This window comes from Nitrospira sp. (assembly GCA_015709715.1).
Classification (GTDB): Bacteria; Nitrospirota; Nitrospiria; order Nitrospirales; family Nitrospiraceae; genus Nitrospira_A.
Genome location: CP054184.1, coordinates 1,227,873 through 1,252,966, shown reverse-complemented (window position 1 = coordinate 1,252,966; position 25,094 = coordinate 1,227,873). Strand labels below are relative to the sequence as shown.

The 25,094-nt window shown below is 63.2% G+C and carries 21 protein-coding genes; 11 read left to right on the top strand and 10 right to left on the bottom strand.

From position 1 onward, the window contains the following. Positions 1–2 precede the first annotated feature (2 nt). The 4 genes from HRU82_05935 to HRU82_05920 all read left to right on the top strand — a co-directional run bounded on the left by HRU82_05935 (position 3) and on the right by HRU82_05920 (position 5,544). Complete coding sequence (locus HRU82_05935; GenBank protein QOJ34517.1) at positions 3–1,556, top strand: mercuric reductase; 1,554 nt, start codon at positions 3–5, stop codon at positions 1,554–1,556. Between the two features lie 6 nt (positions 1,557–1,562). Next, positions 1,563–2,306: a DUF3047 domain-containing protein gene (locus HRU82_05930; protein ID QOJ34516.1), complete on the top strand. Its 744-nt coding sequence runs from the start codon at positions 1,563–1,565 to the stop codon at positions 2,304–2,306. Positions 2,307–2,422: 116 nt separating this feature from the next. Further along, positions 2,423–2,740, top strand: a complete 318-nt coding sequence (locus tag HRU82_05925) for a hypothetical protein (GenBank protein QOJ34515.1) — start codon at positions 2,423–2,425, stop codon at positions 2,738–2,740. 128 nt (positions 2,741–2,868) lie between these two features. Then, positions 2,869–5,544 (top strand): CBS domain-containing protein, encoded by a 2,676-nt coding sequence (locus HRU82_05920; GenBank protein ID QOJ34514.1) that lies wholly within the window; start codon positions 2,869–2,871, stop codon positions 5,542–5,544. An 82-nt stretch (positions 5,545–5,626) separates the two neighbouring features. Here HRU82_05920 and HRU82_05915 read toward each other — a convergent pair whose 3' ends face one another. The 5 genes from HRU82_05915 to HRU82_05895 form a co-directional block, all read right to left on the bottom strand. Further along, a complete protein-coding gene (locus HRU82_05915) occupies positions 5,627–5,827 on the bottom strand; it encodes a hypothetical protein (protein ID QOJ34513.1) in 201 nt (66 codons plus the stop codon). Between the two features lie 65 nt (positions 5,828–5,892). Next, entirely contained in the window at positions 5,893–6,879 is a 987-nt protein-coding gene (locus tag HRU82_05910; protein QOJ34512.1) for a biotin-dependent carboxyltransferase, read from the bottom strand. Then, positions 6,869–7,645 carry a LamB/YcsF family protein gene (locus HRU82_05905; GenBank protein QOJ34511.1) on the bottom strand — a complete coding sequence of 259 codons (777 nt, stop codon included), beginning with the start codon at positions 7,643–7,645 and terminating at the stop codon, positions 6,869–6,871. The genes HRU82_05910 and HRU82_05905 overlap by 11 nt, the downstream gene beginning before the upstream one ends. Then, positions 7,642–8,349 carry a 5-oxoprolinase subunit PxpB gene (gene pxpB, locus HRU82_05900; GenBank protein ID QOJ34510.1) on the bottom strand — a complete coding sequence of 236 codons (708 nt, stop codon included), beginning with the start codon at positions 8,347–8,349 and terminating at the stop codon, positions 7,642–7,644. The genes HRU82_05905 and pxpB overlap by 4 nt, the downstream gene beginning before the upstream one ends. Positions 8,350–8,376: 27 nt before the next feature. Beyond that, a complete protein-coding gene (locus HRU82_05895; protein QOJ34509.1) occupies positions 8,377–9,657 on the bottom strand; it encodes an MFS transporter in 1,281 nt (426 codons plus the stop codon). Positions 9,658–9,764: 107 nt separating this feature from the next. On the opposite strand from HRU82_05895, the gene HRU82_05890 reads away from it, so the two are divergent. Then, complete coding sequence (locus tag HRU82_05890; protein QOJ34508.1) at positions 9,765–10,403, top strand: DnaJ domain-containing protein; 639 nt, start codon at positions 9,765–9,767, stop codon at positions 10,401–10,403. On the opposite strand, the gene HRU82_05885 is transcribed toward HRU82_05890, so the two are convergent. The 3 genes from HRU82_05885 to HRU82_05875 are packed head-to-tail and all read right to left on the bottom strand — an operon-like array spanning position 10,388 to position 13,427. Continuing rightward, positions 10,388–11,614 carry an amidohydrolase family protein gene (locus HRU82_05885; protein QOJ34507.1) on the bottom strand — a complete coding sequence of 409 codons (1,227 nt, stop codon included), beginning with the start codon at positions 11,612–11,614 and terminating at the stop codon, positions 10,388–10,390. The two genes, HRU82_05890 and HRU82_05885, sit on opposite strands and share 16 nt — an antisense overlap. Then, a complete protein-coding gene (locus HRU82_05880; protein QOJ34506.1) occupies positions 11,611–12,213 on the bottom strand; it encodes a DUF3365 domain-containing protein in 603 nt (200 codons plus the stop codon). Before HRU82_05880 ends, HRU82_05885 begins: the two co-directional genes overlap by 4 nt. A 20-nt stretch (positions 12,214–12,233) precedes the next feature. After that, a complete protein-coding gene (locus HRU82_05875) occupies positions 12,234–13,427 on the bottom strand; it encodes an alanine--glyoxylate aminotransferase family protein (GenBank protein QOJ37121.1) in 1,194 nt (397 codons plus the stop codon). Between the two features lie 171 nt (positions 13,428–13,598). Here HRU82_05875 and HRU82_05870 point away from each other — a divergent pair, with 171 nt between their 5' ends. Beyond that, positions 13,599–15,092 carry a CPBP family intramembrane metalloprotease gene (locus HRU82_05870; protein ID QOJ34505.1) on the top strand — a complete coding sequence of 498 codons (1,494 nt, stop codon included), beginning with the start codon at positions 13,599–13,601 and terminating at the stop codon, positions 15,090–15,092. A 3-nt stretch (positions 15,093–15,095) separates the two neighbouring features. Here the strand turns inward: HRU82_05870 and HRU82_05865 are convergent, their stop codons facing one another. After that, entirely contained in the window at positions 15,096–15,692 is a 597-nt protein-coding gene (locus tag HRU82_05865; GenBank protein QOJ34504.1) for a cupin domain-containing protein, read from the bottom strand. Positions 15,693–15,808: 116 nt separating this feature from the next. On the opposite strand from HRU82_05865, the gene HRU82_05860 reads away from it, so the two are divergent. Next, positions 15,809–17,203, top strand: coding sequence for a hypothetical protein (locus HRU82_05860; GenBank protein QOJ34503.1), 1,395 nt, complete (start codon positions 15,809–15,811; stop codon positions 17,201–17,203). On the opposite strand, the gene HRU82_05855 is transcribed toward HRU82_05860, so the two are convergent. Next, positions 17,129–17,974: a hypothetical protein gene (locus HRU82_05855; GenBank protein ID QOJ34502.1), complete on the bottom strand. Its 846-nt coding sequence runs from the start codon at positions 17,972–17,974 to the stop codon at positions 17,129–17,131. The genes HRU82_05860 and HRU82_05855 overlap by 75 nt on opposite strands. Before the next feature lie 97 nt (positions 17,975–18,071). On the opposite strand from HRU82_05855, the gene HRU82_05850 reads away from it, so the two are divergent. The 4 genes from HRU82_05850 to HRU82_05835 all read left to right on the top strand — a co-directional run bounded on the left by HRU82_05850 (position 18,072) and on the right by HRU82_05835 (position 25,080). After that, on the top strand, positions 18,072–19,214 hold the full coding sequence (locus HRU82_05850; protein QOJ34501.1) for a sensor histidine kinase: 1,143 nt from the start codon (positions 18,072–18,074) through the stop codon (positions 19,212–19,214). Continuing rightward, complete coding sequence (locus tag HRU82_05845; protein ID QOJ34500.1) at positions 19,211–19,855, top strand: response regulator transcription factor; 645 nt, start codon at positions 19,211–19,213, stop codon at positions 19,853–19,855. Before HRU82_05850 ends, HRU82_05845 begins: the two co-directional genes overlap by 4 nt. A gap of 169 nt (positions 19,856–20,024) precedes the next feature. Then, a complete protein-coding gene (locus tag HRU82_05840; protein ID QOJ34499.1) occupies positions 20,025–20,444 on the top strand; it encodes a response regulator transcription factor in 420 nt (139 codons plus the stop codon). Positions 20,445–20,727: 283 nt separating this feature from the next. Next, positions 20,728–25,080 carry a DEAD/DEAH box helicase gene (locus HRU82_05835; protein ID QOJ34498.1) on the top strand — a complete coding sequence of 1,451 codons (4,353 nt, stop codon included), beginning with the start codon at positions 20,728–20,730 and terminating at the stop codon, positions 25,078–25,080. Positions 25,081–25,094: the final 14 nt, after the last annotated feature.

The following is a 25,094-nucleotide window of genomic DNA, read 5'->3' as shown; positions in this document are numbered from 1 at the left end:
CCATGAATCGAGAACCTGAGTCACGTCTGCTCCCGAACGACGAGCACAACCGCAAGCTGGAGGAGAACGTTCATCCCCCCGATTGGCAGAACCCTGAGCCGAACGAGCGCTACAACATCGTCGTGATCGGAGCCGGAACCGCCGGGCTGGTGACGGCGGTGGTGGCGGCCGGTCTCGGCGCTAAGGTCGCGCTCATCGAACGGCACCTGATGGGCGGAGACTGTTTGAACGTCGGTTGCGTGCCGTCCAAGGGGCTCATTCGAGCGGCCAACGCCTGGGCTGCGGTGCGGGATGCGGCTCATTTCGGGGTTCACGTGCCAGCAGGTGTGCGGTATGACTTCGGCGCGGCCATGGCTCGCATGCGGCAAATACGCGCCAGGATCAGCCATACCGATTCGGCACATCGATATCGCTCGCTCGGGGTGGATGTGTATTTCGGCAACGCACGGTTCAGCGGCGAACGGACCGTTCAAGTGGAGGGACCTTCGGGAAATCGGGTACTGTCTTTTACGAAGGCGGCGATCTGCACAGGGGCGCGTGCGTCCGTCCCTGACATACCAGGCCTGCACCAGACCGGATATCTGACCAATGACACGGTCTTTTCGCTCACCGAATTGCCTTCGCGCATCGGCATCATCGGGGCCGGCCCGATCGGGTGCGAATTGGCCCAGGCCTTTGCGCGCTTCGGCAGCCAGGTCACCCTGGTTGAAGCGATGCACGGCATCATGCCCAATGAGGATCGGGATGCGGCCGAGGTCGTTCAGCAAGTCTTGGCGCGGGACGGCGTTCGGATCCTGTGTTGCGGCAAGGGCCTCACGGTTGAGAAGGGGGGCGCAGGTACAAGACTTAGGCTGGAGTCACACGATCAACGCTATGATGTGACGGTGGACAACATTTTCGTCGGGGTGGGCCGCAGGCCAAACGTTGAAGGACTGGGACTGGATACGGTCGGGGTCGAGTTCGATGGCGCCGGCGTGACGGTCAACAGTCGATTACAGACTACGAATCCCACGATTTATGCCGCAGGGGATGTCTGCTCGCGCTTTAAATTCACCCATGCCGCGGATGCCATGGCGCAGATCGTGATCCAAAATGCGCTGTTTCCCCACCCGCTGGGACTGGGTTATGCGTCGGCCGATTCCTTGATCATGCCCTGGTGTACCTACACGAGTCCGGAAGTTGCGCACGTGGGTCTGTATGAGGCGGATGCGAAGCGGCAGGGGCTGGAAGTGGAGACCTATACGTATCAGCTTGGCGAAGTAGACCGCGCCATTTTGGACGGTCAAGAGGATGGCTTCGCGCGGATCCACATTCAAAAGGGCACCGACAAGATTCTCGGCGCGACGATCGTCGCCGCGCATGCGGGAGACCTTATTAACGAATTTTCGGTGTTGATGAAGGCCGGGGTCGGGGTCAAGACGATTGCGGCTACCATCCACCCCTATCCCACACAGGCGGACGTGAACAAAAAGGTCGTGAATCTCTGGCGAAAAGCACATTTCACGCCGCAGACGAAGGCTCGCCTGATCAAGCTGTTTGCGTGGATGAGGCGCTGACAAACGATGAACCTTCTGCTGCGGTCGCTCTGCTTCTGCCTGGTCAGCGCATCTGTCGCGTCGGCGGAAGAGCCGACTGTGCTGGAAGTGGGACGCTTTTCCGCTGCCGGTGCAGGCACGGTGGTGCCGGATGGGTGGAAGCCGCTCACTTTCAACAAGATCGCACGGCACACGGTTTATTCGCTGGTCAAGGATGACGGCATTTCGGTGGTCAAGGCGGTCAGCGAGTCGTCTGCTTCAGGGTTGATCAGGGAAGTGACGATCGATCCGCGCGCCTATCCGATCCTGCGGTGGCGGTGGCGGGTCGGCAACGTGCTGGAGAAGGGTGATGTGCGGCGGAAAGCCGGGGACGATTATCCTGCCAGACTCTATGTGACGTTTGCCTATGAGCCTGATCGGGTTAGTCTGGGAAAGAAACTGAAGTATCTGGCCGGGCAAGCCCTATTCGGCGCCATTCCCATCGCGGCGCTCAACTACATTTGGGATGGAAAGAGTCCCGTGGGTACGCTGGTGGACAATGCCTTTACCGACTTCGCGAAGATGATCGTGGTCGAAAGCGGCAGCACGAAAGTCGGAGCATGGGTCGAAGAAGAACGCAACGTGTATGAAGACTACCGGCTGGCATTCGGAGAAGATCCTCCGGCCATCAACGGTATCGCCATTATGACGGACACGGACAACACGCAGGAGCGGGCCGTGGCCTATTACGGCGACATCGTCTTTCTGCAGGCAGCGAAACCAGCCCCCTAGTCGAGTTGACGAGAGAGGCGTCCGAAACCTGCCGTTTCGTTGTCAACCACCATCCTCCCCTGTACGTTGTGAAAGCCAACAACGGTCGTGCCTTCCACCCACCCACAGGAGGATGTATGAAGCAGGTGATCTGGGGAGTCGTTGGGTTGTCGATGTGTCTTGCCTCATCGGTATTCGCGCAAGCAAATACGCCCGGCATCGATCAGCGGCAGGCCAATCAAGAGCAGCGCATCGACCAGGGAATTGCCGGCGGACAGTTGAACGAACGCGAAGCCAGGCGTCTGAATGCTCAGCAGGAGCACATCAATCGAATGGAGGATCGAGCCAAGTCGGACGGCGTCATGACGAGACGGGAGCGGACGAAACTCAACCATGCGCAAGATCGGGCATCACGCCACATTGCCCGACAAAAGCACGACCGGCAGCAGCGATAACATCTGGTCCGGCCAACACCAGCCATCACATGCCGTCTTCCGGGACCGGGAGGCGGCATGGTTGTGTAGACGGCAGAATCGCTCGGCAGCCGCCCTGAATCGTCCGGACAATGCTGTTAGAATGCGGCATGGACGTCATCACGACCCACCTGAATGCAGATTTCGACGGCCTTGCCTCCATGGTCGGCGCGCGCAAGCTGTATCCAGGCGCGTTATTGGTGTTGCCCGGCGGCGCGCAGGAAGCGGTGCGACACTTTCTCGCCAGCCACGACCTGGGCATGACCAAGCTCAGGGACGTGGCCCCGGATCAGATCCGACGGCTGATTCTGGTGGATGTGCAGGAACCGGAACGGCTCGGGCCCTTTCGCGAGCTGGCGTCACGAGTGGACCTGGAAGTCATCATCTACGACCACCACGGGACGGACGAGAGCGATGGCTCGACATCCTCGCTGTGGCGAGGGACGGTGCATCGGCAGCTCCAGGCCGTCGGTGCGACCACGACCATCCTCGTCGAACGGCTGAAAGCGGATCAGGTGGCCCTGACCTCCTTCGAGGCCACGGTGCTGGCGCTTGGACTCTACGAAGAAACGGGGTCGCTGGCTTACCCCTCGACGACGCCGCGCGATCTTGAGGCCGCAGCGTTTGTCCTGCGAGCCGGAGCCGACCTCACGGTCGTGGCGGAAACCCTCCGTCACCCTTTGGATCCTGATCTAATCGCTCTCCTGAATGATTTGCTGCAGTCGGGGGAAATCTATTACCTGGAAGGAAGGAAAATTCTGGTCGCGATCAGCGCCTATGATCGATACCAAGGAGATCTGGCGGAAGCGGCGCAACGGCTCGCGGAATTGCAAGGGTTGGACGCCGTCATCGTCGCCATTGCGATGGACGATAAGGTGCAGGTCATCGGACGGAGTCGGCGTCCGGAAATCGACGTCGCCTGGATTGCGCGGGAATTCGGCGGGGGCGGACATGCCGCGGCTGCCGCGGCGAGTATCAAGGGACGGACGTTGGTCGAGGTGCAGCAGCAACTGACGGCGCTGCTCACGCAACGCTATCGTCCCACGATGGTGGCGGCCGATGTGATGACGAAGCCGGTGATTTCGATTTCCGTGGACGCGTCGGTGGTCGAGGCGGAACGGCGAATGACCAAGTATGGTGTCAACGTCTTGCCGGTCCTCGACGCCAAGGATCGATATGCCGGCCTCATCTCGCGCGAGATCGTCCAGAAGGCGCTGTTCCATCGCCTAGGGGAACAACGGCTCGAAGACCTCGCGCGGGGCGATCAGTATTGCGCCCAGCCGGACACGCCCTTCCACGAAATCGAAGGTCGCATGATCGAATTCAACCAACGATTCGTTCCCGTGTTGTCGGGTGGGAAGGCGGTCGGAGTGATTACGCGGACCGATTTACTCCGGAGTCTGCACGAGGATGTGCTTGCCTCCGCGCGCAGCAAACCCAAGTCGCTGATGGCCCTCGAGTCGCTGAGCGGTGTGCGGCGGCGCGATGTGGCCGGATTGTTGCGGGAACGGATCCCGCACCACGTGTTGCATCTGCTGCAGGAGGCCGGGGAATTGGCCGACCGCCTCGGCTGCACAGCCTATGCGGTGGGCGGGTTCGTGCGCGACCTCTTGCTGGGGATCGACAATCTCGACATCGATTTGGTGGTGGAAGGTGACGGCATTGCTTTCGCCCGTGCCCTGGCGACGGAACGCAACGGTCGCGTGCGGGTGCACGAGCGGTTCGGCACGGCAGTGGTGGTATTCCCGGACCGCTTCAAGCTCGATATTGCGACCGCCCGCACGGAGTATTACGAGTACCCGACGGCCTTGCCGACGGTCGAGCAAAGTTCCATCAAGAAAGACCTGTACCGTCGTGATTTTACGATCAACACGTTGGCGATGCGCCTCAACCCGAAAGCATTCGGCCAGCTCATCGACTTCTACGGCGGCCAGCGTGATTTGAAGGAACGCATCATCCGTGTCCTGCACAGTTTGAGTTTTGTCGAGGATCCCACGCGAGTCTTTCGGGCGATTCGATTCGAACTGCGCTTCGGATTTCACCTGAGCAAGGAAACGCTCGCGTTGATCAAAGGCGCGGTGAAAATGGAGTTGTTCCATCGACTGTCCGGACAGCGGCTCTTGGACGAGCTGCGTCTGCTCTTTTCGGAACGGACGCCGCGACATGCGGTTCGCCGCCTTGCGGACTTGGAATTGCTCCGATTCGTCCATCCGAAACTCGAATGGTCCGGCCGCTTGGATCGCCGCCTCGCCGACATTGAATCGGCGTTGGACTGGCACCGGTTTTCCTGTCTGGATCGGCCGATCGACCGGTGGCTGGTCTATGCGATGGCGTTGGTCGAAATGTTGCCCGATCAGGCGGTGCGGGAGGTCTTGGAGCGGTTCCCCTTTACGGAAGGAGAGCGAGCGGCTCTTACTTCGGCGCGGTTTTCCACTCAACAGATCAGTCGGCAGCTGAACCGGCGCGCCCCGCTTCGTCCATCGGGCACGGTTCGATTGCTGGAGGGATTGTCCGATGAAACCCTTCTGTTCTTGATGGGGAAGAATAAGGCGGAATGGGCCAGGCGTCGGATCGCGTCCTATCTCACGGCCTATCGCCTGGTGAAGCCCACGCTCGGAGGCAAGGAGTTGAAGGTTTTGGGACTCAAGCCGGGACCGGAGTATCGGACCATCCTGGCTCGACTGACCGATGCGAAGCTGGATGGCGAGGTCTCGAATGAGGAGGAGGAACGCAACTGGGTCAAGCGGTTCCTCGCTGAGCGGAAGACGAAGGGCAGAGGGGGATGAGGGCGCTTCTTTCAGAGGCCGGGCAGAAGGGCCTCCGACGGAAGATCCGCCCTCTTCGGGGAACTGACTGCAACCGGCCCGGTTACGCCGCTGGTCCTACCGGCTCGAAGTCGTTCGTATGATCGGCGACTCGAGCCTGCCTGTCCATCGCAGCGACAATGCCATCATAGACAAGTCGGGCCGCATCCGACCATTGCGGGTTGAACGGACGGCCCGTGAAGGCGGCTTCGGCCGCCTTTTTTTCATCGTAGGTCATCTGTCGTGGGGCGCTTGTTGTGCTCATGGTTTCATCATAAGTCTCTTCGCGACCATGTCAAGGACTTGGCCTCAAACCTGTCGCTTTCTCACTTAGAACCATGCGAGGCCGCCCGGTGTGTTGTGAGCGGGAAGCAGTCGGTCCAGCTTCGCATGGGCCGCGCGCGCAAGGACGATGGCTTCGTGGGCCCGGATGACAACAAAGGAGAGATGATCGCCGGGAAGGACTTGTGCGGCGAGCGAGCGGTCGATGCCGGCCAGCGTGGCCAGCTTTGCGTATCCGCCGGTCGGTTGGCAGTCCGCCATGAGCAAAATCGGTTGCTGATCGGCCGGAACCTGGATCGCCCCACAGGTGACCGCGTCGGAGACGATATCCGTGGGGTCGCGAGGGGGCAAGGCCTGTCCCTGCAAGCGATACCCCATGCGATCGGAGTCAGCGGTGATTCGATAGGGCTGCTCGGCCAGCAACCGAAAGGTTTCCGGCGGAAAACACTCAGCCTGCGGGCCTGGGATGACCCGCAGGGTCGGGGCGGTGGAGTACGACGGGCGAAGGAAGTCCGGCAGCGATTGCCCTTCGAGTGAACCGAGTCGCTTTCCTGCCTTCCCCACCATCAGCCGGTCCCATTTCTGTAGGGCGCGGCCGGCCGGACCGCCGAGACCACTCCGCAGATGGGTCGACCGGCTGCCCAACATGAGCGGACTTTCAATGCCGCCTCTCACCGTCAGGTACGCGCGCGCGCCGTGACGCCGCCGCCCAAATTGCAGGCGGCTTCCAGCCGGCAGGGTGAGCCGGGTCCACAGGGGGAGGGGATGGCCGTCGCAGGTGGGAGAGAGATCTGCTCCGGTGATGGCGATGGCGAGCGTCTGCTCGAAGAGCAGCTCCGGGCCTTGCAGGGTGATTTCCAGGCCTGCGGTGTGATCGGGGTTGCCGACCAGCCGATTGCCCACGGCCAGGGCCCAACGGTCCATCGCGCCGCTCACCGACACGCCGAACCGTTGGTAGCCGAATCGGCCAAGGTCTTGGACCGTGGTCAACAGGCCCGGGCGTAGGACGTGGATGATGGGGTTGTTAGCCGGCATGGGGGAGTCGCTGTACCGTGATGCCTTCCTGTTTCAGCATCTTGCGCAGGGCGAAGGCCAGTCTGACGGCGCCGGCGGTGTCACTGTGTAGACAGAGCGTGTCGATGTGCATCTGCAACAACGAGCCGTCGATCGCCTGGATGGTCCCATGGAGGATGAGAGAGCGGGCGCGGGAGACGACCGCCGTTTCCTCCTCGATCAGGGCGCCGGCAAGGTGCCGTGCAACGAGCTGCCCATCCGGTCGGTAGGCTCGATCGGCGAACCCTTCGGCTGCTACCGTCACTCCCGCAGCTCGTCCTGCCCGTAACAGTTGGGACCCTGCCAAGCCGATCAAGACCAGCTGCGGGCCGATCTGGGCGATGCCCGCGGCCACTGCGTCGGCGAGCGCAGGATCTCCGGCGGCCATGTTGTACAGGGCGCCGTGTGGTTTGACGTGGGTGAGTCGAGCCCCCTCCGTGCGACAAATGGCCAAGAGATCGCTCACCTGCGCGGCGACCAGTTCGCGTGCGAAGTCGGGAGAAAGCGCCTGTTCCCGCCGGCCTTTGTGTTCGCGGTCCGCCAATCCCGGATGGGCTCCGATCGCCAGGCCGCGCGCATGGGCCAGCCGTACGGTTTGCCGCATCACCGCTGCCGACCCCGCATGGACTCCGCAGGCCACGTTCACTGAGGTGACGATATCCATGAGCTGCGTTTCCAGGTGTCGCTCGCCCGGCGTGCGCCCCTCTCCCAAGTCACAATTCACATCGATGGTTCGGTGCGTCGTCATGGCGTGGGACCGTTCAGGCTGGTGAACTCCTCCTTCCCGATGGGTACGAAGCGGACCCGATCTCCTGGGGCCAAGAGAAAGGGGTGAGGCCTGTCCAGCGCAAAGAGCCGAACCGGTGTGCGGCCGATGATGCGCCAGCCGCCCGGGCTGCTTTGCGGATAGATCCCCGTTTGAGGGCCGGCAATGCCCACGGAGCCGGCTTCGACGCGGGTGCGAGGCGTCGCCAGTCGAGGAACGGCGATGCGGTCCGGGACCCTGCCCAAATAGGGAAATCCAGGGCTGAAGCCCAACATGAAGACTCGATAGGTCACCGAGGCGTGCAAGGCGATGACGGCGTCGGCTGTCAGGTCGACGGATTGCGCCAGGTCGAGCAGGTCCGGTCCAGCCTCATCGCCGTACCACACGGGAATAGTGTGACGGCGGGGTGATCGCCGTGGACGGGCCTGAGACTGCTCGACCAACCGGCGAAGGTATTCCTGCAGACGGTCCACATCGGCCACAAGCGGATTGAAGTAGAGGGTCGCGGAACGAGCGGTCGGCACGATTTCGATGACACCGGGGAGACACGCCTTTTCCGCTGCGGCAACGAAGGCCAGGACCAGCTCATTCGTGCGACGGTCGAGGGTCCGGCCGAATTCGACCGTGAGGGCCTGGTCACCGAGCGGCAGAAAGCGGGGCAGATCGTCAGGCGGCGAATCGGTCATGGTGCTCGGGTTCGGGGTTGCCGCAGCTCACTCCGGCAACGGTTTACCTCTGGTCTCCGGCGCGAAGGGCAGCACGAGCAACCCCAGTACGTAGATCAAGGCGATCGTGCCGGCGGCCCGGTTGAAGGAGCCCAGTGTGGTGACGAGCCAGCCGGTCACGAAGGGAGCGGCCGACGCCAGGACCCGTCCGACGTTGAAACAGAAGCCCGCGCCGGTCGCCCGCAGCCGTGTCGGGTATAGTTCAGGGAGATAAATCGGAAAACCGCTGAAGATGCCGTTGTTGAAAAATCCCAGGACCGGGAGGAGCAGCAGCACTTCCGGAAAACTGTGCGGCACAAAATAGGTGGCCGGCAACATGACCAGGCTGCCCACACACATCAGGGCGAACACGAGACGCCGGCCGAGCCGCTCTGCCAGCGGACCGAATCCCAGATACCCGGCCATGGCTCCAAGATTCAGCGCCATGATGGCATAACTCACGCTCGTGGTCATCTCGGCCCGGTCCTGTCCTTGGAGGTCGGGCATGGCACGGACCAAGGTGGGGGCCCAGTTGGTCGCTCCCCACAAACCGAACACCGCGACGAAGGCGAGGGTCGAGCCGACCAGGGTGCCCCGTCGGAGCGCAGGCTGAAACAATTCTTTCAGGTGCCTGAAGGCCGTCTGGGCTGAACGCGACTCACGGTCATGAGCTTGGATCCAGCGATCCGGCTCCTTTACCCACCAACGGACGAAGAGGGCGACGAAGGCCGGGAGCACGCCGACGAGAAACAAGGCCCGCCAGCCGGAGTCCTTCATCCACAAATTGAGGGCGGCGGCGAGGAAAAAGCCTCCGCCCCAGGCCGATTGCAGAATGCCGGCGGCCTTCGCTCGGGCGTCCTCAGGCCAGGTTTCGGCCACGATGGCCGCACCTGCCGCCCATTCGCCGCCGATGCCGAGGGCGGTCAAGAATCGGGAGAGCGCGAGGTGCCACCACTCCTGGGACAACGCCGCCATCCCGGTGAAGACGGCGTACATCAAGATCGTGGCGACCAGAGTGGTGGTCCGGCCGAAGTAATCGGCCGCGAGGCCGAATCCGATTCCGCCGATTGCCCAGCCCACCAGGAAGATCGAAAAGACGATGCCGCCGTACCACCCGATCTGTTCGTCGCTGACCGGGCTGCCGGTCGCGCCCGCTTGCAAGAGGTCTTGTAGCGCCGGATGAAGGACGATGGCGTAGATCGTGGCGTCCATGGCATCGAACACCCAACCGAGCCAGGCGACAAACAACACCAGCCATTGGTAGCGGGTGATGCCTGCCGTCCACGTCATGCGTTGCTCCTCCCATCTGGCCTCACCATGCCGCGCCAGGCTACGGCGCGGCGGCATTCATGTCAAGGTGAAGGGCCGTCGGCGGACGTGGTATAGTCGCCGCCACTATGCCGCGAGTCGATTACTACCGCGTCCTCGGCCTGTCCCGCGACGTCTCCGACGATGAGATCAAAAAAGCCTACCGCAAGCTGGTGTTCCAGCACCACCCGGATCGGAACCCCGACGATCAGAAGGCTCAAGACAAGATCCGCGAGATCAACTCCGCCTATGAGGTGCTCGGCGATCCGGAACGTCGACGCACCTACGACCGCTTGCATTGGGGAGACGAGCCGCGGAGCGAGACGGTCGATCCGGCCGCCATCCTCGATGAAATGGAGAAGAAGCTGTTCGACGAGGGGCGGAAAGAAGTCTTCGCCGTCCTGATGACGATGTTGCCGCGGATCAGGGCTGAGTTGGCGGTGATTCGGGAGCGGACGGTGGCGCAGCAGGGCTACGATTCTTTCAAGGTCCCGATCATCGAGGAGCGAGCCTCGGAAATCATCGAGGAGTTCGTGACGCCCGAGATGGAGCAGCGCAAGCAGCGGTTGCTCGAAGTGGCTCTGCAGATGATGGCGGCGCAGTCGGTGGTGGCGCGCGGTGATGAAGGCGGCCTGCGGACGCTCCGGGGACGGCTCGACGAAGCCTTCCGCAAAGGACGGTTGAAGGGGTTTACGGCGGCGGCCGAGCTCCTCTACGAACGTCGATAAGGCGCGGCGGCTGCCAGCGGACCAAACACGAACGTCCCTTGCTGCATCACGCCCGCGATGCGGTCTTTCCTCCTCAACAAGCCGATCTGCCTGAGCGGGTTTCCCTCGACGAACAGTAGATCCGCCTGCATGCCCGCCGCAATGGTTCCGATTTCCCGGTCCAGCCTCAGTAGTCGAGCGGCTGCCGAGGTCGCAGCCGTGATCGCCTCCATGGGCGTCATGCTCAACGCGACCATGCGTTCCAGTTCCTGGGCGTTGTCTCCATGGTAATTGAAGGGCGTCCCCGCGTCCGTGCCAAGGGCGATGGGCACTCCTCGCGAGGCGGCGGCGCGAAAACTCTTCTCGTGCCGGCGAACCATGTTCTTGGCCTTGGCGCGGGCGCTGTCCGGAATGCCGCAACCGGCCGGACAGGCCGCGGTCGTGGCCAAAGCGGACAGGGTGGGGACCATGAAGACCCCGCGTTGCATCATCAAGGCTGCGGCCTCGTCGTCCATGAGGGTCGCATGTTCGATGGAATGGACCCCGGCGCGGAGGGCATTCTTCATTCCGCTCGCCCCATGGGCGTGGGCTGCCACGTGGCGTCCATGGGCCACGGCGATTTCCACGGCCGCCGTCAGTTCCTCGACGGTCATTTGGGCCTCATCGGGGGACGTGCCCGGCGTCAGTACCCCCCCTGAAGCGATCAGCTTGATGACCTCGGCCCCTGCGGCCAGCTGATCCTGCACCGCAGCACGAACGGCCTCGATCCCGGCGGCCTCCCGGCCGATGAATCGAGCATGCCCGCCAGGCATGCAGATCGCCAAGCCGGCGGCCAGGATCCTGGGGCCCGGAGTCATGCCGGAGCCGATGGCCTGTTTGAGCGCGAAGACCGCGTGGTCGCGAAACCCGACGTCCCGGACTGTCGTGAAGCCTGCCTGCAGCGTCCGGCGCGCCAGGTCGGCAGCCTTGAGCAGGGTAAGAGCCGAGGATTCGCGTTCCACTGCGGCGACGACATCCGCTTCCGCTCCCAGGCAAAAATGCACATGGCAATCGATGAGCCCCGGCAGGACGGTGAGTCCGCCGCCGTCGATCCGTGTCGTTCCGCGTGGCAGACGCACCTCCCGGTCCGGTCCGACCGCGACAAGATGCGATCCCTCGATCACCAGGGTCCCTCGTTCGAGGCGGTGACCGAGGCCGTCAAGAATCCGGAGCCGGCGAATGGCGATCGTCATGGCGCCTCGCTGATGGGTATAGTGATAATCACGCCCCCCATGATGTCGTTCAGCTTATAGTCGCGCCGAGGGCTGTTGACGTGGCCGTTGTGACAAGAGACGCAACTTTCGGAAACCGCGCGGTCGGCATAGATCCCCTGGAAATAACGCACGCCGGCCTGTTGAAAAAACCCCGTGAAGGGTTTTCCCGGGGCATTCATGACTGCTTCAAGCCCGCGCCGCTCGAATTCGCTGTTCGGTCCGTTCCAGACGTAGATGGGGGTGAGGCTGGCCAGACGGAAGCTCAGCTTCATCCCCTTCTGTGCGACTAAGCGGCCGGACTCCAACAAAAACTGGGCTGGGAGCGGCAGCCCCTTCTCCTCTTTCCAATGCTCCAAGGCCTCCACCACGCCTTGGTCATGTAACTTGTCGACGACGTTCTGAGTGTAGTTGGCCCGGTTGGCCTCCAACACGGCATGGATGAAGGTCGTGACGCGTTCCGGAGACACCATATCCGCTTTGCGTGATTCGGCCAGGGCCAGCGCAATGACCCAATAGGTGACGGCAGCGCAAAAGCCGGCCACTCCCGCTGCCACGATCCATAAACCGCCTCGACTCATACCTGCCTCCTCGCCGACCTCTAGGAACGACTGTAAATGTTAAGGGCTGCCTGCACGGCTTGGCCTGGACGGGACAGCCATCCGCGGCCTACGAAAATCTCTTCCAGTGCGCGCAACAGGGTCAACACATGGGCTTGCCGGCACGATTCGCCCATGAGCCCGATTCGCCAGACCCGCCCGCGCAGGGGCCCCAAGCCTCCGCCGATTTCAATGCCGTAGTCCGTGAGCAGCTGGGTTCGTACGACCGCATCCTCGACGTGATCGGGCAGCGTCACGCAATTGAGCATGGGGAGTCGATGGTCGGCCGGGGGAAGGGGGTGGAGCCCCAAGGTCTCCAGGCCTGCCAGCAAGGCATGGCTCGCCTGTTGGTGACGAGCAAACCGTTTCGGAAGTCCCTCCTCATGCACGATCCGTAACGCCTCACGGAGTGCGTAGAGCATCGATATAGGCGCGGTATGGTGATAGGTGCGCCGCTCGTCGGCCCAATAGTCGGCGATCAAAGAGAGATCCAGATACCAACTCCGGCAGGGAGTGCGCCGGGCACGGAGCGCCGCGACCGCGCGCGGACTGAGTGTGAGCGGAGCCAAGCCGGGAGGACAGCTCAGGCACTTCTGCGTGCCGCTGTAGCAGGCATCGACCCCCCAGGCATCCACTTCGACCGGCACCCCGCCGAGCGAGGTCACCGCATCGACGATCAGCAACGCGTCGTGGCTGCGACAGAGGGCCGCCACCCCATCGAGAGGCTGCCAGGCACCGGTGGAGGTTTCGGCATGGACGAGCAAGACCGCCTTCACGGGCGCCGAACGACTGAGGTGTTCTGCCAGACGGTCGACGGAAATGGGCGTCCCCCACGGGGCTTCGATGGGCACAGGTGTGCCGCCGGCCCGTTCGACCATGGCGGCCAAGCGGGAACCGAATAGGCCGTTCAGCCCGACCAGCGCGCGATCACCCGGTTCGATCAGGTTGGCGACGACCGCCTCCATTCCGGACGAGCCCGTGCCTGACAGGGCGACGGTGAACTCATTCTTGGTGCGAAATGTGTCGCGGAGCAGCGTCTGAACCTCGTTCATCATCTTCAGGAACAGGGGATCCAAATGGCCGATCAGCGGTTGAGACAGGGCGGTCAGGACACGCTGGTGTACCAGGCTCGGGCCAGGGCCCAGCAGGAGGCGCGACGGGGGCGTGAAATCTTCGTAATGGGTGCCGGGAGTCATCATCAGTGGCGAACGTCACGGGCCTCGTTCGGGAGCCGTAGTATAGCGAAACAACCGGGGTTTCAGCCATGGGTCTGCTGTGGCCGGATTGCGGCCGTGCGTGACGGAGCGCAATTTCGCCGCCGGTATGCCGATGGTATACTCCAGCGCTCGTGAGGGCCCGAACGTTCCATGGAAACTAAGACGCCGACCCTGTCGCCTGTCGAGGCTGCGGTCACCCCGCCCTCCTCTGTCGGTACCCCACCACCTCCGTATCCCTACGATCCAGGATTTTACAGGGGCGTGACGTGGCTGTCAGGAGCCATTCTCTGTGCCTCACTGGCCCTGTTGGCCTGGCTGTCGGTCACGATTCCGCGGCTCGATCGAGTCCCGCAGGCCGAGCGGGCACTCCAACTGATGGTCGGTCGGCTCATGGAGGTGGAGGCGGGGATCAAGGCCCTTCCTCCCTGGGAGCAGGGATTGTATGCGCTCGTGATGGGCAGCGGGGCCCACGACCGCGAGCAGGCCATCGAATGGTATCGCGAACTGGCGGACGAGTCCCCCGATCCCTTCGTCGACCTCCACTTGGCGGTTTTGGAAGCGGAGTCTGGCTCTCTACAGGAGGTCCGATTGAAGGCCGGCCGATGGCAGAGACAGGGAGATCCCTACAGGTTGTTCGCGCAATGTCTGGAAGCGGCCTATTGGGGTGGGCCGGGGGGGCGATCGACGGCGCTGGAACTCCAGGCACACATGGCGGAATGGCCCATCTCGGGATGGTTCTACGCTCGGCTCGCCGGCCGGCTCGCCCAGCGCGCCGGGGATGGGCCGTTACTTGCGACCATCGAGGGAGCGGCGCAGAAACGGGTGGCGAGGTTGGTCACTCGCTCGCGGCTGTTGGCCTGGGCTGAGGTGGGCTTGATGGTGACGGGCCTGGGCCTCTTTCTCCAGTGGCTGCGACGGGGGAGGCCGGCGGACCGTTTTCGCGTGGGGGCGGCCACCCTCCCGCCGCTCTGGGCCGGTGGGCTTGGAATGGCCGTCTTGCTGCGCGGCGGCGCCATCGGGGCGCTCATCACCTTGACCGTTCTCTTCACTGCCGGGGATATCGCTTCGCTACGGGTGTTGGCCGTTCCGCTATCGAACCTGCCCTTGCTGGCGTTGGCCTATGTCCACCTGTTTCGGCCTCAACGTCAAACCTTCGCCTCCGGATTGGGTCTCCGACTCCAGGCCCGCCGGCTGCCTCACGTAGGACTCGTGCTGATGGTCGTGGCCGCCGCTGGGTTGGTCGGGGAGTGGGTGCTGGGGAGGATCGCTGAACCGTTCCAGCTGGTCGGTCATTGGACGGAATGGTTCGATGCCGATCTGGCCTGGGGCGCGCCCTCGACGTTGCTCGTCAGTCTGTCGGAATACGTGCTGTTTGCCCCGCTGTTCGAAGAACTGGCCTTTCGCGGACTCTTGTTCGCCGTCCTGCGCCGCCGCTTTGTCTGGTGGTCCGCCGCTGCCATGAGCGCGCTGTTGTTCGCCGTGGCCCACGGCTATGGCCTGATCGGGTTCCTCAGTGTGCTGTGGAGCGGGCTGGTTTGGGCCTGGGCTTATGAACGGACCGGAAGCCTCTGGCCGGGCATCCTGGGGCATGCCGTCAACAACCTGCTCGTCTGTCTCAGCCTGTTGACCCTGTTGCGACCCTGAGCCTTAACGGCGTGGTCGCACGGTGACGATGAGAATTTGGGCAGGGGTTCGGTGACGGTTGCGCCAGCAATGACGGCTCCCGGCGGGAATGTGCGCGGCGTCTCCCCGTTTCAATGCATGCACCTGATCCTCGCAGGTCAATTCGAGGCTCCCTTGAATCATGACCGCCAACTGTTCCGCCTCCCGGCTGTAGGGGCGTGACCCGCTGGCTCCCCCGGGCTGCAACGTAATCATCATCGGTTCGAGTTGACTGCTGTCGCTGATCGGACCGAGGGCCTCGATCTTCGCCCGAGACCACTCGCTCTGGACGACCGGCCTGGCGTCCGCTCGAATCACGTCCGGCAATGACGGGGTGGCGGTCTGAAAAAACTCTCCCAGGGTGACACCGAGGGCCGCGGCGATCCGTTCGGTCGACGCGATGGACGGAGAGGCTTGTCGGAGTTCCACCTGCGAAATAAAGCTCGGAGAGAAGCCGCATTTGTCGGCCAATGTGCGCACCGACAGCTGCCGGCTTTTCCGGAGCCGTCGGAGGATGACCCCGACATGGATTCCCTGTCGGTCGTGGGACTGCGCGGCCGATTTGGCGACCTTCTTCGGCATGAGGGCCTCCGATGCCTATGTACCATTTTGGGAACAGAGTCTCAAGGAGCCACGATGCTGGGGCGCAAGCAGGTCGATTGACATCACCTCGCTTGTCCAGTATTACTGGACACATCGTGAGTAAGATCGTGATGAAAGACAAGGCGGCGATCGTCACGGCGGCCATCTTCGCCGCCGGTTATCTGCTGCTCTGGTGGACTGGCATCACCAGCCTTGGGCACCTCCTCGATAACGTGGTCGGCGGCTATTTGCTGGCCTGGGGCCTGTATGCGTTATTGTCGGATCTGCCGCGTCAGGAGATCAGGGGCCGTTTCGTCTTGATGACCGGCGTGGGGGTGACCATGCTGGCTGTCGCCGAGCTAGGGGGTGTGATGGGGCTGGTCGACTATCAAGCCCTCTTGGGGACGACGGGGCGCGCTTGGTTCGAGCGGCCGGGTTTCATTCGCGATCCTGAGCTGACGTACCGCCGCCAACCGCACTATCGCGAGGAGGGGTTGTTCGTGCGCGGCAACATCGGCGAGGCGCTCTGCCTTCCGCCCCATCCGTCGCAAGCGTTCGATCTGCGTTACGACCACCGCGGGTTTCGCAACGAGGAGGATCTTGACCGTGCCGATGTGGTGGTCATCGGGGATTCGTATGTCGAGTCCCCCATGCTGCCGACATCGGCCCTCCTGACGACCAGGCTGGAGCAGGATCTTCAGCGCCCCATTGCAAACCTGGGGATGAGCGGGTATGGGCCGGAGCAGGAATTGATCGTGCTGAAACGTTATGCGTTACCGATGCAGCCGCACACCATTGTATGGGTCTATTTCGAGGGCAACGACCTGCTGCAGTTGGCTCCGGAGGAGGACGAGGAGGCTGCGGACCTTCTTCCGGGGGAGGGCTGGGTCGCGCATGAGAACTATTGGATGCGTTCGTTGACGCGCAATCTCCTGCTGCTGTCGAGGACCGTCGTGCGTGGGTGCGTGCCGCACCGGACGTACGAGCGGTACCGCGGGTCCTTTCAGCCGGTACAAGGTCAGCCGACCGAATTGTTTTTCTGGGAGAAGCCTGCTCCGCTCAAACCCACGGATCGTCTCCGCCTCAATCGGTTGCGGGCCATTCTCGCCGAGGCCTATCAACTCTGCCGAGAAAAGGGGATCCGGTTCGTGGTGACGTTTGCTCCGGTCAGCTACCGAGTGCATCGTGACCTGCCTAATTTTTCTCCTCTCACTCCCGAAATGCAGCAGTGGCCGCTGAACGACCTGCCGGATGAGTTGCGCGCCATGGTGCGGCAGGTTTCGCCGGAGATCGAATTCCTGGATCTGACGCCGGGGCTTCGGGAGGCTGCCGCGGCGGGCGTCTTGACCTACATCCCGGACGACACCCACTGGACGGCGGAAGGTCAACGGGTGGCGGGTGTCGCGCTTTCACGACGATTGTCGGCCATGGCGGCATCAGCCGGTGTGGGTCGGAATGTGTCGGGGCACCGGCTCTCGAACGGAGACGGACGACCGTTGCAGCCCCTCTAACGCTGCGAGCAGGTCGGGATATTGCAGCCGATAGCGGAAGCGGGCCAGGACCTTCTCGTGGCTGATCCGTTTGCCGGCTTCGTCCTCCCGGCGGTCACGCGGGCTGACGATCCGCCATCGGCGCGCCACCTCTGCGCAGATGTCCGACCACTGACGAGGCTGCCCATCACTGACATTGTAGGTGTCTCCCTGCAGACCTTCGCGCAGGCTCAGCAGAGATAGCTTGGCCAGGTCTTCGACATGGATCAGGTTGACGAATTTCTTCGTCGGGCCGACGCGTCCCTGCTCGATCCAGTCCACAGGATTGCGCCCCGGTCCGTAGATGCCCGCGACGCGCAGGATGGTCGCGCCATGTTCGTTCCGGAGATACTCTTCCCCTTGCACCCGAGGCAATGTCCGGTTGATGGGCGCAGTTTCATCGAGCCAGGGAGGAGGCCAGGCTGTGCGGTCACGGTCGAGGTCGTAGGCAGACGTGCTGCCAAGGACCACGAGGCGCTGCGAGGGATGGCAGCAATGTCGGGCAAAGGCCTGTACCAGTTTCAGCGGGGCGGCCGGGAAGGTCCAAATCCAATCGGCCTCCAGAGGGAGATTTCCCCAAGTCGCCTCATCCGACAAATCGAACCGCAGACGTGCCGTCGGCTCGACTTGAGAGAGGTGCAGGTCAGGCAGGCGGCTGGTTGCGAAGACTGTCAGGGATTGTTCCAGAGCGAAGCGATAGATCCACTGTGCCGTATAGCCGAACCCGAGGATGATGAGGGGGTGAGACGCCATGATCGGGCATCATACCTGAATCGGTTGTGGTTTGCGGATCCCCACGCGCTGCCGGTTCTGGTCTCCGGCGAGAGCCCCATGCTAGAATCGCGGCCCAATGGCGTCTCTCGATCGACAGGGGAGCGAGGCAGGCAGGGAGTATGCGGCATCGGCTGAGACACCGCTCTCCGGGCGGCAGGCATTCGTGATAGCGGTCGCAGGCTTCTTGGCTGCGGGGTTCTTCGCGCTGGACCTGTTCATGCCCCTCGGCGTCGCGAACGGCATCCTCTACAGCGTGGTGGTGTTGTTGTCCGCCCTCACCCGGTACCGGTGGTTGCCGGTTCTCACGGCGAGCGCCTGTTCAGCCCTCACACTCGTCGTCGTGCCCTTCAGCCCGCGCGTGCAGGGAGTTCCCATGTGGTTTGAGTGGGGCAACCACCTGTTCAGCCTGTTCGGTATTTGGGCACCGGTGGCTTTTGTTTATCAACATCGTCGGAGCGAAGGCCTACTGAAAGAGGTCAACGAGCGGCTTGAGCAGCGGGTGGAAGAACGGACCGCGGATCTGGATGCCAGTCGTCAAGCGCTGAAACGCAGCGAGGAGCAATTGCATACCTTGACCGGGCGGATCTTGACGGCGCAGGAGGAGGAACGGCGGCGGATCGCGCGGGACCTGCACGACGATGTCAATCAGCGGCTGGCCTTGCTCATGATGGATCTGCAAGCGATCGAACGTCAGGTCGCGCCGCTCTCCATGGAGACGCAGGAGGGCGTCCGGTCGGTGCTGAGAAGCGTCGAGGCGTTGTCGGACGACGTGCGGTACATGGCCTATCGGTTTCATCCCTCCATTCTCGATGACCTGGGCCTCAAGGCTGCGCTGCAGCGCCTCTTGGACGATTTTTCCAGTCGTACCGGCGTCAAGGCGTTATTCGTCCATCAACCGTTGGATCAGCCGCTCGACAAGACCGCGGAGACGGCGCTCTACCGCGTGGCGCAGGAATGTCTGTCCAACATCGCGCGCCATGCCAGGGCGACCAGGGTTGAGGTGGAGGTCACGATTGAAGATGACGGTCTCGTTCTGGTCGTGCGGGACGACGGCAAGGGGTTCGATCCTGCCGTCGTCGAGCAGGCCGAGGGCGGGTTGGGATTGTTGAACATGCGCGAACGGCTGCTGGCCGTACAGGGCTCCTGTGAGGTAGCGTCCGCGCAAGGAAAGGGGACGACGGTGACCATGCATGTTCCTTTGATGCGGGTGGCGACATGACCCGCCCCCGTGTGCTGCTGGCCGATGATCACACGCTGGTGTTGGAAGGGTTTCGCCGCTTGCTGGACGATGAATGCGAGTTGGTAGGAACCGTGGGAGACGGCCGTTCGTTGCTCGAAGCGGTGCCGCAATTGAAGCCCGATATCGTGACCCTCGACATCTCGATGCCGGTGCTCAACGGGATCGATGCCGCCCGTGTCCTCAAGGTGAAATATCCTCAGGTGAAGATCCTCTTCATTACGATGCATGCCGACCCGGCCTACGTCCGGGCGGCCTTTGAAGCCGGCGCCTCGGCCTACTTACTCAAGCGTTGCGTGGGGGAAGAGTTGGGGCAGGCGTTACGGGCCGTGCAAAGCGGTAATTTCTATGTCACTCCCCTGGTGACGAAGGAAGTGGTGGAAGGCATGCTGCGGGGCATCGAAGGCGCCACTCCTACAGGACCCGAACTGACCACTCGTCAGCGTGAGGTGTTACAGCTCCTGGCCGAAGGCCACACCGTCAAGGACATTGCGGCGAGGCTGAAGATTTCCCCGCGAACTGTGGAGTTTCACAAGGGCCAGATCATGGAGCAGCTGAATCTTCATACCACCGTTGAGTTGGTGAAGTACGCGCTGGCGCAGGGCCTGACCGGTCAGACCTGATCCGGCAGGCGGAGGTCTGACCTCCTGGTCGGCCGTCATCTTGCTAGTCTTTGAGCTGGTAAAGTTTTCCTGTTTTGGCTGTAAAATGTACGCGTGTGGTTTATCCTTCACTTGCCTACCATACGGCGCCCATTCTAAGCGCTAACGCGTAGGACAAGAGGAAGGATTCATGCCCGTTCCCCGTGTGTTGGTCGGTGACTCGTCCAAGGCCATGTTGGCCTTTTGGGAGATTCTCCTGGAGTCCCAATTCGACGTGGTTGGGGCACTGACCGATGGGGAAGGGCTGGTGGCTGTCGCGAAGGAACAGGCTCCGGACCTGGTCGTGCTGGACTTTTCTCTCTCCTTTCTCGATGGCTTGGCGATCGCCCGCCGATTGCAGGAGGCCCGGCCGGACTGCAAGGTGGTGTTCTTTACCTCCCATGAAGATTTCGCCTATGCCCATGCGGCCTTCGACGTGGGTGCCAAAGGGTACCTCGTGAAGCAACTCACGGTGGATCTAGGCCATTATCTCGGCCGTGTATTGGGCGGGGAGCGGGTCTGTTGTCCGGAATCTCTGTGGGACCAGATTCAGCGTGAACGGGGGCAATAACAGGCTTCTCGAGGGGGGCTTCGCGCAAGAGGAGACTGACGATGGTGCGGGTCGTACCGATGTGTGGATTGTGCCGGCGGGTTCGCGACGACGGAGCCTCAGCGAGCGGTATAGGGCGATGGGTGGACTTGCCCAGTTACCTAGCGCAACACGTCGTGCCCGCATCCAAGGTCCGGTTTGCGAGCAACTATTGCAGCGAGTGCCAGGTGTCGTACGACATCCTCAAAGCCTACGGTCATTGAGCGCCACGCGGCCCTCATCGCCTGTGCTACGATGAGCCACGATGTCCGCGCTCCCATTCCATCCCCTCATCGTCGACTGGTTCACACGGCGATTCGTTCGTGCGACCGAGGTGCAGCTGCAAGCCTGGCCCGTCATCCAATCGGGGCGAGAGGTCTTGCTGGCCGCGCCGACCGGTTCAGGGAAGACCCTTGCGGCTTTTCTCGCCTGCATCGATCGCCTGTTCCGCCAGGCGGTGGCCCGTGAGCTGCGGGACGAGACGCATATCCTCTACGTGTCCCCGCTGAAGGCCCTCAGCAACGACGTCCAAAAAAATCTGCAGCAGCCGCTCAATGAAATCGGACAGGCGGCCCTCGCGGCCGGGTTGTTGATGCCCGAGTTGCGGGTCATGGTGCGCACCGGGGATACGCCAATGGCGGAGCGGCAGCAGATGTTGCGACGTCCACCGCATATCCTGATCACCACGCCGGAGTCGCTCTTCATCCTCCTCACGGCCGACAAGAGCCGCGCCATGCTCAAGACGGTACGGACAGTCATCGTGGACGAAATCCATGCCGTCGCTCCCAATAAGCGCGGGGCCCACCTGGCCCTGTCTTTGGAACGGGTGGCGGCGCTGACCGTGGCGCCGGTACAGCGTATTGGGCTTTCAGCCACGCAACGGCCGATCGGCCTGGTGGCGCAATTTCTGGTGGGCGAACGGTCGCCGTCTTCGGCGGAGAGCGAGCCGCGCCCCCTTCCGGTTACGCCGCAAGGGGGGGCGATCATCGACGTGGGGCATCGACGCGACATGGACGTGGCGGTCGAAGTGCCGAAGGACGAACTCGGCGCCGTGGCGACGAATGCGATCTGGAGCGATGTCTACGACCGCTTGGCCGCGCTCGTCGAGGGCCATCGGTCCACGCTGGTGTTCGTGAACACGCGCCGCTTGGCGGAGCGGGTCTCCCATTATTTAGAAGAGCGGCTGCGCCACCTGGGGGAAGGCGTGGTGGCGGCGCACCATGGCAGTCTCTCGCGGGAGATCCGCCTCTCGGCGGAAGACCGGCTGAAGAAGGGGGCGCTTCGAGTGGTGGTCGCTACGGCGTCGCTGGAACTGGGCATCGACGTGGGGACGGTCGATCTGGTCTGTCAGATCGGCTCCCCCCGCTCGATCGCCACCGGGCTGCAGCGGATCGGACGGGCGGGCCATTGGATCCACGCCGTGCCGAAGGGGCGCCTGTTCGTCACGACGCGGGATGAGCTGCTGGAATGTGCGGCCTTGATCCGAGCCATCCGGGCCGGGGTATTGGATCGGATCGAGGTGCCGCCGGCTCCGTTGGACGTGTTGGCTCAACAGATCGTCGCGGCGGCCGCCACCCAACCCTGGGACGAAGACGAGCTGTTCAACCTCTGTCGTCGAGCGATGCCTTACCGGTCCCTCACGCGCCACGCCTTCGACGCGGTGCTCACCATGTTGGCCGAAGGTTTCGCGACCAGCCGCGGCCGCAGCCGTGCGTTTCTTCACCATGACCGCATCAACCGTCGTATCCGCGGGCGCCGCGGGGCTCGGCTCACCGCCATCACGTCCGGCGGGGCGATTCCCGACACGGCCAACTATGCCGTCATTGCCGAGCCGGAGGGAACCGTGGTGGGGTCGGTCGATGAAGACTTTGCCGTCGAGAGCTTGGCGGGCGACATCATCCTGCTCGGCAATACCTCCTGGCGGATCCGCGGGGTCGAGAGCGGGAAAATGCGAGTGGAGGATGCGCAGGGCGCGCCGCCGACCATTCCCTTTTGGCGGGGCGAGGCACCGGCGCGAACGGCGGATCTTTCCAGCGAGGTGGCTCGCCTCAGGGCGGACATTGACCACCGGCTGGTTGTCGCCCAGACGAGTCAAGCCCCTTCCGCCTTGCCGGTCCATTGGCTCATGCAGGAATGCGGCCTGGACCAGCGCGGCGCGCAGCAGGCCGTGGAATACATTCTGGCGGGCAAGAGCGTCCTCGGCGCCGTGCCGACCCAGCAGACCATCGTGGCGGAGCGGTTTTTCGATGAGAGCGGCGGTATGCAACTGGTCCTCCATGCCCCATTCGGCGGGCGGGTGAATCGCGCCTGGGGCCTGGCCCTGCGCAAACGCTTCTGCGTGACCTTCGATTTCGAACTGCAGGCGGCGGCGACCGACGAAGGTATCGTGCTCTCCTTGGGCGAAAAACACAGCTTCCCCCTCGACACGGTCTTTGCGTTCCTGAATCCCAAGACCCTGCGCGAGGTCTTGACCCAGGCTGTGCTCCAGGCGCCGATGTTCATGACCCGGTGGCGGTGGAATGCCACGCGGGCCTTGGCATTGCTGCGGTTCGTGAGCGGCAAACGGGTGCCGCCGCAGATCCAACGGATGCGGGCGGAGGATCTCCTGTCCGCCGTCTTTCCCGACGCCATCGCCTGCCAGGACAATTTTCAGGGTGAGCGGACCGTGAGGCAGATTCCCGACCATCCGCTCGCGCAAGAGACCATCCGAGATTGCCTGACCGAAGCGATGGATCTGGACGGGCTCGCGGCGGTGCTCGAACGGATCGAATCGGGCGCGATCACCTGCCTGGCCGTCGATACGCCGATGCCCTCGGCTTTCTGTCATGAGATTCTGAACGCCAACCCCTATGCCTTTCTCGATGACGCGCCGTTGGAAGAGCGACGGGCGCGCGCGGTGGAGATGCGACGCACCTTGCCGCCGGAGTTGGCCGGGCAGATGGGGGCATTGGATCAATCGGCGATCGATCAGGTGGTCGAGGAATCCTGGCCGGTGGTGCGGGACGCCGAGGAATTCCACGATGCGCTGTTGTCGTTGGGGTGGTTGCCCTGCGCGCGTGTGCCTGAGGGGGAGCACTGGGTGCCGGAACTTGCGGCTGCCGGCCGGGTGGTCACATTATGGCGTGACAAACAGCGCCTGGGATGGTTGGCGGCTGAATCGGCCTCGTATGCCGGCCTGTTGTTTCCCGATGCCAGGCTGGAATCCGGACGGGGATCGCCGCCTTCCCCAGCGACATTGGAGCGAGAGGAGGTACTCGACCGGGTGGTGTTAGGTTGGATGGAGAGCATCGGTCCGACGACGGCGCTGGAATTGTCTCGTGTCCTGCACCTGTCCCAAGACGATGTGGAGGGAGCCTTCTTGCGGCTGGAGGCTCAGGGCCATGTGCTGCGAGGCCGGTTCAAGCCCGGGCAGGCCGAAGGGGGATCGCCCGAGTGGTGCCACCGGCGCGTGCTGGCCAGAATCCATCGGTTGACCATCGGGCGGTTGCGAAAGGAAATCGAACCGGTTTCCGCGGCGGAATTCATGCGTTTTCTCTTCCAATGGCAGCATGTCGCGCCTGGTTCGCGTTTGCATGGCGAGGCGGGGTTGTTGGAAGTGGTAAAGCAACTCGGAGGGTTCGAGGCGGCCGCGTCAGCTTGGGAATCGCAGATCCTTCGGTTACGCCTGTCGAAGTATGAACCGGAATGGTTGGATCGGCTTTGTCTGGGCGGCGCGGTGATGTGGGGGCGATTGACGCCCCATCCGCGATTGGTGCAGGAATTGAGTCCCATTTCAGGGCGGCGGGTCATCCCGACGAGGGTGGCGCCGGTCAGCCTCTTTGCTCGCGAGGATGCGCCGGTGTTTCTGGTTGCCGCCGGAGACGGCATGGAGCGGTTGGACCTGGCTGCTCGGCTGAGCCCGACGGCGCAGGCCGTTCGCCGTTGTCTCCAGGAGCGCGGGGCCAGCTTCTTCAGCGAATTGCTCCACAGCACGCGGCTGCTGCCCGCCGAAGTGGAAGATGGAGTCTGGGAATTGGTGGCGGCCGGTCTGGTGACTGCCGATGGATTCGACAACCTGCGCTCGCTGATCGACCCCAAGCGGCGCCGTGCCGAAGGGCGCGATCGGAGCCGCCGCCCGCGGCATGTCGGAGGGCGATGGTCGCTGTTACGCACGGGGCGTGATGCGCCGGAGGCAGCACGGGCCGCCACGGAGGTGCTGGCCCGCCGCCTCCTACAACGGTACGGCGTGGTTTTTCGCGACCTGCTGGCGCGCGAGTCGATCCTGTCCTCCTGGCGCGATCTGTTGGTCTGTTACCGACGGCTCGAACTTACGGGCGAGGTGAGGGGAGGTCGGTTCGTCAGCGGTTTTACGGGCGAGCAGTTTGCGCTCCCGGAGGCGCTCGAATCGCTTCGCGCGCTGAAGAAACGGGGCGGAGTCGGGGCGCAACAGGAGATCAAGTTGTCCGCCGCCGATCCGCTGAATCTGGCTGGCGTGATCCTGCCGGGGCCGCGCGTGCCGGCGGTGCCGACGAACTTTCTCGTCTATCAAGACGGCGTGGTCCTGCGCACGCTGATCGGGCGGGAGGGGACGGTCCGCCAGGAGGCGAAGGTGGCTAGGCTCGATCGGTTGGAATCGTAGACGGACGAGCGTCG